The organism is Shewanella sp. SM32 (assembly GCF_025654235.1).
GTDB classification, from domain to species: Bacteria; Pseudomonadota; Gammaproteobacteria; order Enterobacterales; family Shewanellaceae; genus Shewanella; species Shewanella oncorhynchi.
In genome coordinates, this window is the sequence record NZ_JAKKRO010000011.1 from 84,721 (window position 1) to 95,186 (window position 10,466).

11 protein-coding genes are annotated in these 10,466 nt (G+C 42.5%); 2 read left to right on the forward strand and 9 right to left on the reverse strand.

All coding sequences use genetic code 11. The features are described 5' to 3' along the window. Positions 1-116 precede the first annotated feature (116 nt). A complete protein-coding gene (locus L5M10_RS06760; protein WP_263255065.1) occupies positions 117-2,135 on the forward strand; it encodes an NADPH-dependent 2,4-dienoyl-CoA reductase in 2,019 nt (672 codons plus the stop codon). Positions 2,136-2,441: 306 nt separating this feature from the next. On the opposite strand, the gene yfaE is transcribed toward L5M10_RS06760, so the two are convergent. The 9 genes from yfaE to L5M10_RS06805 all read right to left on the reverse strand — a co-directional run bounded on the left by yfaE (position 2,442) and on the right by L5M10_RS06805 (position 10,213). Continuing rightward, positions 2,442-2,867, reverse strand: coding sequence for a class I ribonucleotide reductase maintenance protein YfaE (gene yfaE, locus L5M10_RS06765; RefSeq protein WP_263255073.1), 426 nt, complete (start codon positions 2,865-2,867; stop codon positions 2,442-2,444). A gap of 38 nt (positions 2,868-2,905) precedes the next feature. Next, positions 2,906-4,036: a class Ia ribonucleoside-diphosphate reductase subunit beta gene (nrdB, locus tag L5M10_RS06770; RefSeq protein WP_028759863.1), complete on the reverse strand. Its 1,131-nt coding sequence runs from the start codon at positions 4,034-4,036 to the stop codon at positions 2,906-2,908. Between the two features lie 317 nt (positions 4,037-4,353). Further along, positions 4,354-4,872, reverse strand: a complete 519-nt coding sequence (locus tag L5M10_RS06775; protein ID WP_263255066.1) for a hypothetical protein — start codon at positions 4,870-4,872, stop codon at positions 4,354-4,356. 66 nt (positions 4,873-4,938) lie between these two features. Further along, positions 4,939-5,646, reverse strand: a complete 708-nt coding sequence (locus L5M10_RS06780; RefSeq protein ID WP_263255067.1) for a hypothetical protein — start codon at positions 5,644-5,646, stop codon at positions 4,939-4,941. A 156-nt stretch (positions 5,647-5,802) separates the two neighbouring features. Beyond that, positions 5,803-6,516 carry an ATP-dependent RecD-like DNA helicase gene (locus tag L5M10_RS06785; RefSeq protein ID WP_263255074.1) on the reverse strand — a complete coding sequence of 238 codons (714 nt, stop codon included), beginning with the start codon at positions 6,514-6,516 and terminating at the stop codon, positions 5,803-5,805. Between the two features lie 27 nt (positions 6,517-6,543). Next, positions 6,544-7,992, reverse strand: a complete 1,449-nt coding sequence (locus L5M10_RS06790) for an AAA family ATPase (RefSeq protein ID WP_263255068.1) — start codon at positions 7,990-7,992, stop codon at positions 6,544-6,546. Next, positions 7,992-8,435 carry a hypothetical protein gene (locus L5M10_RS06795; protein WP_263255069.1) on the reverse strand — a complete coding sequence of 148 codons (444 nt, stop codon included), beginning with the start codon at positions 8,433-8,435 and terminating at the stop codon, positions 7,992-7,994. Before L5M10_RS06795 ends, L5M10_RS06790 begins: the two co-directional genes overlap by 1 nt. Beyond that, positions 8,436-8,834 carry a hypothetical protein gene (locus L5M10_RS06800; RefSeq protein ID WP_263255070.1) on the reverse strand — a complete coding sequence of 133 codons (399 nt, stop codon included), beginning with the start codon at positions 8,832-8,834 and terminating at the stop codon, positions 8,436-8,438. It abuts the gene before it with no gap. Next, positions 8,831-10,213, reverse strand: coding sequence for a hypothetical protein (locus L5M10_RS06805; RefSeq protein ID WP_263255071.1), 1,383 nt, complete (start codon positions 10,211-10,213; stop codon positions 8,831-8,833). Before L5M10_RS06805 ends, L5M10_RS06800 begins: the two co-directional genes overlap by 4 nt. Positions 10,214-10,293: 80 nt before the next feature. Between L5M10_RS06805 and L5M10_RS06810 the strand changes: the two genes are divergently transcribed. Continuing rightward, the coding region (locus tag L5M10_RS06810; RefSeq protein WP_263179001.1) for a transposase at positions 10,294-10,466 on the forward strand (173 nt) is incomplete at its 3' end.

Below are 10,466 nucleotides of genomic sequence, written 5' to 3' on the forward strand. Positions count from 1 at the left end.
CTACAGGCTAAACACAATTGTAAAGGATTTTGACTGATGGCCTCGATCCAACGGTTGAGCTTAGATTTGACACAAGGTATGCTGATTTAAATCACTTGTTTTAAAAGGATGTTTGAATGTCGTTTCCCCATTTATTAGAACCCTTAGATCTGGGATTTACCCAGCTCAAAAACCGTGTGCTTATGGGCTCAATGCATACAGGTTTGGAAGAAGAAAAGGGCGGATTTGAGAAACTGGCAGCGTTTTATAAAGAACGCGCTCTGGGTGGTGTAGGTTTGATTGTGACGGGTGGTATTTCCCCCAATCTTCGTGGTCGCCTTACGCCCCATGCCTGTCAGCTGAGTTTTCCTTGGCAAGTGGGTAAGCATCGCGTGGTAACGCAGGCGGTGCATGAGGCTGGCGGTAAGATCTGTATGCAAATTTTGCATGCAGGACGTTATGGCTATCATCCTTTTTCCCAAGCACCAAGTAAGATTAAGTCACCCATTACACCCTTTACGCCGTCTGCTATGTCTAGTCGCCAAGTGCGCTCGACCATTAAGGATTACGCCAGTTCGGCCGCCCTTGCCAAGAAAGCGGGTTACGATGGTGTAGAGGTGATGGGCTCTGAAGGATATTTGATTAATCAGTTTGTCAGTGCGCGCACCAACACTCGCACCGATGAATGGGGCGGTGCGTTTGAAAAACGGGCGCAATTCCCGATTGAGATTGTTAACGCGATACGGGCAAAAGTCGGTAAAGACTTCATTATTATCTTCCGTTTATCTATGCTCGATCTGGTGGATAACGGTTCGACTTGGGATGAAGTGGTGCAACTGGCGCAGTGGTTAGAGCAAGCTGGCGTGTCCATTCTAAATACGGGCATTGGTTGGCATGAAGCGCGAGTACCGACCATTGCGACAAGCGTGCCCCGTGGCGCCTTTGCGTGGGTGACGGAAAAGCTCAAACAATCTGTTTCCGTTCCCTTAATTGCGACTAACCGCATTAACACCCCTGAGATTGGTGAGCAGATTATCGCCTCTGGTCAAGCTGACATGGTGTCGATGGCGCGGCCTTTCCTTGCTGATCCTGAGTTTGTGAATAAAGCTGCGGCGAACACGCCGGAGCTTATCAACACCTGCATTGGCTGTAACCAAGCTTGTCTTGATCATACTTTTTCCCTCAAGCGCGCAACCTGCTTAGTGAATCCTCGCGCCTGTTATGAGACTGAAATCAACTTCTTACTCACAGCCAATAAAAAGCGTATTGCGGTGATGGGTGCAGGTCCTGCGGGCATGGCGTTTTCTGTTTATGCCGCCATGCGTGGCCATGACGTTGTCTTGTTTGAAGCGAAATCTGAGGTGGGTGGTCAGTTTAATCTCGCCCGTAAAATCCCAGGGAAAGAAGAGTTTAACGAGACTATTCGTTATTTCATTAACCAAATTAAGTTGCATAAGGTGGAGCTGAGATTAAATACTCGCCTCGATGCCAGTGTGCTGGCGACCGAAAAGTTTGATGAAGTGGTAATCGCCTCAGGCGTTGTGCCGCGTGGTTTAGTCTTACCCGGTTTTGACGACCCACGGGTGGTCGATTATCAAAAAGTGCTCTCGGGTGAAGTGACTGTCGGTAATACGGTGGCCTTGATTGGCGCCGGCGGTATAGGGTTCGATATGGCGCACTTTTTGTGTGAGCGCCAGTCGAGCACCTTGAACCCCGATAAATGGCTACAACAGTGGGGCATAGATAAAACTTACCAGCATGCGGGCGGCCTAACTGAACCTCATTCCGACAATACTGATCATCGTAAGGTGTTTTTACTGCAACGTAAAACGTCGAAGATGGGCAAAGGCTTAGGCAAAACAACAGGCTGGATCCACCGTCTTGTGCTTAAGCAACATGATGTGAAGATGAAAACGGGCGTGAGTTACGACAAGTTTGATGATGCAGGACTGCATATTCGCGTGGGTGAAACCGCTGAAGTGCTGGCCGTTGATAATGTCGTTTTGTGTGCTGGGCAAGAATCGAATCGCACGTTAGTAGATGAGATGAAAGCAACGGGCCTGCCTGTGCATCTGATTGGTGGCGTAGATGTCGCGGCAGAGCTTGATGCTAAGCGTGCAATCCGCCAAGGCGCTGAACTGGCAATGCGTTTATAGAAAGTCGATAAGCCTTACGTTTTAAGCGTTAAGTATTCAATGTTAGATCCTGAAAGCCTGAACTTGTGTTCAGGCTTTTTTGTTTTAGTTTATTTGTGTGAATGCATTGAAAATAGAGAGAAGGGAAAATAGTGGGTTTTAAAACGTTTGGTATCTAATGGCGCGGATTGAATAAGGCAGTATTGAAAGGGGCTGTTTGTCTTAAAGCTACTCTTTGTTTAAAAGCTCATTTTTGTTTTAAAGCGATTTTGGGTTTTAACGCCACATCTTGTTTAAAGCAGCTTATTGAACAATCGAGTCTCACCGTTATGAGTCTTCAAACACTGCCTGTTTCTGCGTGCGTGTGTCACTTGCTACATTTTGTGTTTGCTTTGGCTTAGCCAAACTGGCTTTATTCTGATGAGATTGACACGCATAGCTGACCACAGCTGCACCTTCAGGTGACAAGTCCAGCTCTAAATCTTCGGTTGGCACACAGCAACAGGGCAAACATTCATCATGTTTAAGTTCGGCTAAGGGTTCGTTTAAGTAGCTGACTTTTCCGCTGATGACGCGTGTTTTGCAGGCGCCGCAGAAACCGTTGCGACATTCTGAGAAGATTTTAACTTTTTTAGCTTCGAGCGCTTGCAGCAAGGTGCCTTGTTGCTCGGTAAAGAGCAACACAGGCTGGCCTTGAAGGCGCACGATTGGCGCTTTCGCAAACAGGTTTTGTGGCCGTTTTTTTGATGTCACTGTTTTAATGCCATTTTGTAACGTCACTTTTAAGTGTCTTATAGATCGAAGTCGAGGAACTCATCACCATCAACCGCGGAGTCGATTTGGCCGACAAGGTATGAAGAGACTTCAACTTCCTGTGGTGCAACTTGCACTGCATCGCTTTCTAACCAGTTTTTCATCCAAGGTAATGGATTGGTTATTTCTGGGTATGGTTGCGGTAGATTCACCGACTTCATGCGTTGATTAGTAATAAACTCAACGTATTGGCACAGGATCTGTTCATTCAAACCTATCATAGAGCCGTCTTTGAACAGGTATTTGGCCCATTCTTTTTCTTGCTCTGCGGCTTTGAAGAATAAATCGAAAGCTTCCTGTTGGCATTCTGCAGCAATTTCACCCATTTCTGGATCGTCTTTACCGCCTTGCATGATGCTTAAAATATGCTGAGTGCTGTTTAAGTGTAAGGCTTCATCACGGGCGATTAAGCGAATAATTTTCGCGTTACCTTCCATGAGCTTACGTTCAGCAAAGGCAAATGAGCAGGCAAAGCTAACATAGAAACGAATGGCTTCTAGGGCGTTGACTGACATCATGCACAGGTACAAGGCTTTTTTCAGGGTACGGGTATTGACTATGACTTCTTTGCCATCGATGACATGGGTTCCTGCACCGAGTAAATGGAATATCTGAGTCAGTTGGATCAAATGATCGTAATAAGCGGCGATATCGGTCGCACGGCTTAAGATTTCTTTGTTCACGACGATATCGTCGAAGATCACTGAAGGATCGTTAACGATATTACGAATGATGTGGGTGTATGAGCGCGAGTGAATCGTCTCAGAGAAAGACCAAGTCTCAATCCAAGTTTCTAATTCAGGCAGTGACACCAGCGGCAAAAAGGCCACATTGGGCGAGCGACCTTGAATCGAGTCGAGTAGGGTTTGGTATTTCAGATTCGAAATAAAGATGTGTTTTTCATGATCAGGCAATGCACCGTAGTCAATCTTATCGCGACTGACGTCTACTTCTTCTGGGCGCCAAAAGAAAGATAACTGCTTTTCTATCAGTTTTTCGAACACTTCATATTTTTGTTGATCGTAACGAGCCACGTTGACCGATTGACCTAAAAACATAGGTTCACGGGTGGCATCGTTGGGTGTTTGACAGAAGGTAGAGTAGGCCATGGTGCTATTTTTCCAATGGATAGGGATCCACTAAATAGGGACCCCTATAAAACCGTTAACGTTAAAGACTAGATTTTATTATGGCCCAAGATTTCATGTAACAGTTGTGTGGGTGGGTTGGTTAAAACTCAATAAAAACACAACCTAACGACCATCCAAACCCAAAGCACTGAATCCTGTCCATTAACTTGAGTACAGTGTAACATAAAAAAACTAGGGATTACTGCCAAAAAACCAGACTATTTCTGAAATTCAAGTAATAAAAATTGTTACATTAGCGGCAACACTATTCATGTAGGTTTTATGTTCTCGTCTGCTCAGCATTTAATGTCAATCGCCTTTGAAATTGCTTCCTTACCGTTTGCTAAAGGAAAGATTACATCTCTGATTGTTGATTGATTAGGGTGGTAACGAATCACTAAATTCTCGCCAGTGTAGATTTCGGTTACGATTTTGTGGCAACCACCATCTGCTTTACCAGAACCCACTTCAAATCCTATGAGGCTTGGATTCCATTCCCAATTTGTAACAGGCTGACCTAATTCACGACTAAGTTCTTGAAAATCTTGGTTGTAGCTCATTGGCTTATTCTTATCGACTCTGAGTATAAGTCTATCATTTACGCTAAACTGATTTGCTCCACTTAATTCAAAATACGCCCAAATAGTCTTGTCATTTCTTTGCAAAATAGTCAGAGTTTCTCCAGTCTTTGCAGTAACCATTGCAGATGAACGAGTGACATCAGTCATTGCATCGACTTTAGTTTCAACCTCCCAACCTTCCGCAGATACAAAAGTAGAATTAACTAAAAGTAATAATACGTAGGGCATTTTCATAATAAATCCTTATACAAATCTGTTAATTATAATAACGTGGTTATACCTTCCTGAAGACAAAACATCTCATTCACTGTTACTGCATAGTTTAATCAGAAATTCAACTTTCAAGCCCTTAGCCTTAGCACTAGCAATTTCTAAATCAAATTCGTTGAACGTGTTTGGTGCACAAAAATTTTTAAACTCCAATCGATTCATCGTCATTCTCAACGCATCCTTATGATTTTTTTCTATACTGCTAAAAATAGTCTGATAAAATTCGAATGTAGACTGTATAACTTTTAAAGCGCTAACGGTACTCCAGAATAGAGAACACCTAGGAATTGCGAGTTCTTTGTAATGGTTCCCTTCTAGCGACATCGGGACAATCCAGTTTTCGTTACCATCTTCGGGCATACCAATTTCTGTGCTTATCTTGCTCTCTTTTGGATGAACAAATTGGTTTCGAACCTGAATAAGCTCCTTCATTTTTTGTGTCCTGTTGTTGCCTCTGTCGATATCAAAACCAACTCCAGCAATTTTTAAAAATGCCTCAATTTTTGATAAGGGAGGGAGGCGTTCTAAGTCCTCATAAAAATGCTCTGAGGTATCTAAGTATTTTATCAGCGCATTGGAAAGGCATTCTAAAGACAGGGAACATGCTAATATTGATGCTCTTGCATGACGATTTATAACGTATGAGTCATCAGAAGATTCTGCGAGACGTAGATGAAAAAGGGCATCGCAAACTAAATCCAAAAATCCGACATGAAAAAATAGCGCTTTAACTTTCATTAAAATCCTTTTTAGATCGAGATGGTAGCTCAACTACAGGGACACCTGGCATCGCCAGAGTAAGGAATAAACGGTGGACAATGTTTCACGTTGATACACAGTTTATTTCCGTTTGTCTCCTTAGTCACTCCCCAAGGCAATAAGTTTTTTCTTTGTCTATTTTGTATTTTTTCGATGCTCAATATGCTGAGCAAGAAGAGTATGTCTACTTAGTGCATTAGATTTTGTTAAAGCCAGTTCGAACTGGCTAAAATCACCGACAAATACGACCTGATGTTTTGCTCTGGTGATCGCTGTGTAGATTAAATGCCTGTCTAGGTTTCGACTTTTCTTAATCACTACGACCACACGATCATATTGACTGCCCTGAGATTTATGAACAGTCAGGGCATAGGCATATTCCAGATTACTTAAATCACTCCATGAAAGATCTACGATATTACCTTCAAAGTCCACTGTGATTACGTCTTGATTTTGCTGGATGATTTTGCCTACAGAACCGTTGCGTATATCTCGCGTGTAATCGTTTTTGGTGTACATTACTAAGTCACCAACCCGCAAAGATCGGCCTAACATATGATGTGTGATCGAACTTCCGTCTATCTGCTCAAGAACTAATGCACCTCCGTTGACAAAGGAGTCATGAATTTTAGCATTTAAGGCATCAACACCACCATATTGATGCTTTACTGGAGAGAGCATTAAAACATTGTTGTTTGTGCCATCGCCCCCGATATCGGAATAAATATCGATTGTTTTCTGCGTTAATTCCATCTCACTGCATTCAATAAAACTGACACCAAACCCTTTTCCTTTGTACTCAGCAAAAGGGATACTCATTTTTAAAATGGGATAGTGCCTGACGCCCATCGCCACAGAAGGAATACCTGACTCTGCCTACTGACGTTTTACTGCGGTTAATCGTGGACATGGTAAGGTCGTATTAACAAGGATATGCAAACCAAGGCCAACACCGACAGGGGATAATTGCTCTTCATCACCAGTCAGAATGATTCGGCCATTTTTTGGAAACCGCTTTAAGATCTTTAAAAGTGACAGAATATCGACCATTGATGCTTCATCTACAATGATGACGGCATCATCAGCAATTTCATCTTCTTCCATGTGGTACATGAATGAAGCAATAGTCATAGCCTCTCTGCCAGTTGCTTCTGTAATACGCTTTGCGGCTTTCCCCGCTAAAGCCATTAAGATCACTTGGCTGGTTTGGCAAAGCTTTTCCAGAACGAAGCTAATAGCTTTAATAACTGTTGTTTTTCCACAACCTGCGCCACCGGTTAGCAATGTCATAGAGTTTTGGCAACATTGGAAAACAGCGTTCGCTTGCTCAGGTGTTAAGGTAATTCCATTGGCTTTTTCATATTGTGCAAGAGCATATTCAACCTTTTCACCAAGAGATTCGCCATGATTGATGCTTTGTCGAGTATGAATAATTTCGGCAACTGATGATTCAACAATTGCCATGCTTCTTACTTGAGCAAACTGATCAAAAAGAACAATCTCTCCACGCTCTACAGCAATGGCAATGGCGTGTTTGGCAGACAATGGCGTGGGAAGGGTCCGCTTTAATCTGTATTCTAAATCTGCAATAGGTAAACAGGTATTTCCAGATTCAAAAGCGTTGAATAAAACGTGCTTTGCATAGGCTATCAACCGTTCTGGTGAATCTGGCGACATGTCAAGTCGATCTATCGCATATGCATCGACCAAGTTGATATCTGCCATAAACGCAGTGAGTAAATATGGGTCGTTTTTTATTTTTGTGTAAGAATCACAACCCCATATTTTAATTACTGAATCACCGATGTGTGGAGCTACACCTAACTGATCCAGCAATTGCAACGCACTTAGTTCTTCATAATCACGAAGTCCAGAAATAAGCCGTTCGGCTATCTCATGTCCGACAACAGGTAAAAGCCTTTGCACATCTCCCTGCAAGGAAATATTGATCAACTCATCACCATAAAAATCAATTAACTTTTCAGCCTTGACGACACTGATACCTTTAAAGTCATCAGACTCAGAGAGTAGTCTTTTCAGGTTTTCATTTCTGGCTTTTACAAAAAAAAGTGATTCTGCTTTTATGACGCGCTCAGCATTCGTCGTACCATCTTTCCATGTAATGGAGTCTTCAGTAACTGCACCTTTTACATGCCAGACATGCTTCTCTTTGAAAAGTCTCGTTGAACGAACAAGCCGCCAATCGGCTTTAACGACAAACCGCTTTTTATGGCCGTCCAGAGTCATAGCAGAAAAGATAACTCCCCCTATGGCACCTTTACTTCGAATTTTTCTGATCTGCAACTCACCATCGAATATTGACATCAGAGCCTTCCTGTTGCCAACATATAAGCTTCAAGCGCGTTCAATCGCTCAAGCTTTTTTTGAGTTTCTATGAGTTTTTTGTTTGCTTCAATCAGTTCAGCTTGCAGCGCAGCATTGACCTCTTGCTGCTTTTTAATGGCCCGTTTATCCGCAGTATTTGACGCTATCGATCGAGTAGATTCGTATTTCTCAGTCGCATTTCTGTTGTCGAGAAGTAAGATATCTTTCTCAACAAGAGACACTTTCACTTCACTGTAAAGACTAAATATTTTGGCGTTTTCTGTAAGTCTTTTCCTGTCAAACCCACATTCTCTGGCGATCATTTTTTTATTTAGGTCCAGCTTGTCAGGTAGAGTGTAATCGTCCCAATCACCTTCTTCATTGTGTTGTTCTACGAATGCTAAAAAAGCTTGGAAATTGACCTCTGCTTGTGGATTAGCCATTTATGCATCTCTGTGCTTTTTAAGCCTTCTTGGATAAACAAATTCTGGATCAATGCCGTGGTCTTCCAGCATTTGATAGCAGTCGTTCAAGCGAAGCTGCAATTCATTTATAGTCTTCTGCAATGCTTCCAACTTGGCGTTTAGAGCGCTAATTTCTTCCTTATCATCTCCAGATGTTACTGATGGGCCAGTTTTTGATCCTATGGTGTTATAGTTTTTTAGCAACTCTTTGACTTCACGATATCGCTTCATGTAGAGATCGTTGCGATAAAGCGTCTGTCGGCTTACCTTATAGTTATCAATAAAATATTGATGACCGAATTCACCTTTGTATTCAGGGTTTGTTGCAAAAAACTCCAATGAACTTAAGGCGCTGGTTAACCATTCCTTCTTCGTCATACAGTGTCCCCTGGCACAAAGACTTGCACCACATCAATAGTCTTACCTTTATGCTTTTCAGCCCTCTCATAGGCCTTTAAAGCGTTTTCACAGCCTTTAATGGTGTCGATACAGAACTGAATATGTTGATCCAATGGCTCATAGTTGTTCAGAGTGCTTGCTAACTTGTCATAGTCAGGCAGTAGGATACTAATTTGGTTTTCATAGTGACGCAGTGTATTGATAATGGATGCTTTAGCTTTTTGATCGTCTGGATTAATACCAAAATGCTGACAGCCATGACCTTCATCGCCACGCAAACACATCATGCCTTTTTCACAGGGACTTACATCAAGATCTCGTTTACATGTACCCCACGGTGTGAAATGCACAACAGAGAGTGTGTGATTTAATGCGTTTTCAATTTCGGATAGAGTGACCTTGTTCTCTCGCATTCTTTTTACGCGACGACCTAACACATCATCGGGTAATTCATCTGCAAGATACTTTTTCCTAATTTCTTCAGCACGTTCTTTGGATGTTCGGTGATCATAATGTCGAGTCTGACCAGGACTTCTCCCCATAAAGAGGTCTACCATCATCTCACTTTTCCCTGAACGCATTAACGCAGTCGTTAACCAGTGTCTGAACTGATGTGTATTAAGTGAGACCACTTTTCCTTCATCTGTTCTTATATCAAAGCGTTCAAAAACTGTGCGATTTCTGGAGCCTTTATCATCAGTAACCCAGTTTGTAAAATTATTCACAGTCATTGGTCTGGGGAGTATTCCGTCCCTGCTGGACCCTAAATCAAACGTGGACTCTTTCGCAATAAACAACATTTTGCTGTAAGGCAACTCAACTGAAAAACTGGTTGAGGAAACAGCTCCCTTACTATCCACATTAAAAGAATTTTCCTTGTAAATAATTTTCCTCGAATTCTCGTACTCTTTTAATGCCAATTGAATAACAGTTTCTTTTGAGATAACAGAAACTGGTCCTAATTTTCTACTGGATTTAAGAATGCGAACTTTCCCTACTTCAGCGCTCTTATATAGCCATCGCAATTTGCTATAAGTCAGTCCACTTGGATGTCCATTGACCCGGTCCACTTCGTGCTTGAAAAAATAGGCGTCAGGGTCATATCCATTTATTTTGAGTTCTTGAATAAGATATTCAGATCGAGAATTGAAACTTAAAAGCTCCCAAATCGCTTGTCTTGGATTTGTTTCAATTGCTTGAGCATGTTTACGAAATGGCTCTGTAACTTTCAGTATCTTATTGTACGATTCGACAATAATTTCCTGCCACATGCGTGGGACGGGACGGGCAGATGGTAATTGGCCTTTCTCTGTCAGTACATTCAGATACCAGCGCTCATTCACTTCGTCATACTGCAAACAATCCCCCTGTGTCAGGATTGTTGTCACCCCTAAATAATCATTATGTTTAAAGACAGGGTGCGGCAAAAGAGAACGATATGGCTCGGTATTCACCAGAACGTAAAGAGGCGATCCTTAAAAAATTATTACCTCCTCACAACTTAACGGTCGCAGAGGTCGCTCGGGAAGAAGGCATCGCGGTGCAAACCTTGTATCATTGGCGAGATATTGCCAGAAAAGAAGGTCGCCCCGTGCCAGGTAAAACATTAAC

Coding starts and splice junctions, on each gene's coding strand:
- L5M10_RS06760 (WP_263255065.1), top strand. CDS start 117: ATGTCGTTTCCCCATTTATTAGAACCCTTAGATCTGGGATTTACCCAG.
- nrdB (WP_028759863.1), bottom strand. CDS start 4,036: ATGGCCTACTCTACCTTCTGTCAAACACCCAACGATGCCACCCGTGAA.
- L5M10_RS06775 (WP_263255066.1), bottom strand. CDS start 4,872: ATGAAAATGCCCTACGTATTATTACTTTTAGTTAATTCTACTTTTGTA.
- L5M10_RS06780 (WP_263255067.1), bottom strand. CDS start 5,646: ATGAAAGTTAAAGCGCTATTTTTTCATGTCGGATTTTTGGATTTAGTT.
- L5M10_RS06785 (WP_263255074.1), bottom strand. CDS start 6,516: ATGGGCGTCAGGCACTATCCCATTTTAAAAATGAGTATCCCTTTTGCT.
- L5M10_RS06790 (WP_263255068.1), bottom strand. CDS start 7,992: ATGTCAATATTCGATGGTGAGTTGCAGATCAGAAAAATTCGAAGTAAA.
- L5M10_RS06795 (WP_263255069.1), bottom strand. CDS start 8,435: ATGGCTAATCCACAAGCAGAGGTCAATTTCCAAGCTTTTTTAGCATTC.
- L5M10_RS06800 (WP_263255070.1), bottom strand. CDS start 8,834: ATGACGAAGAAGGAATGGTTAACCAGCGCCTTAAGTTCATTGGAGTTT.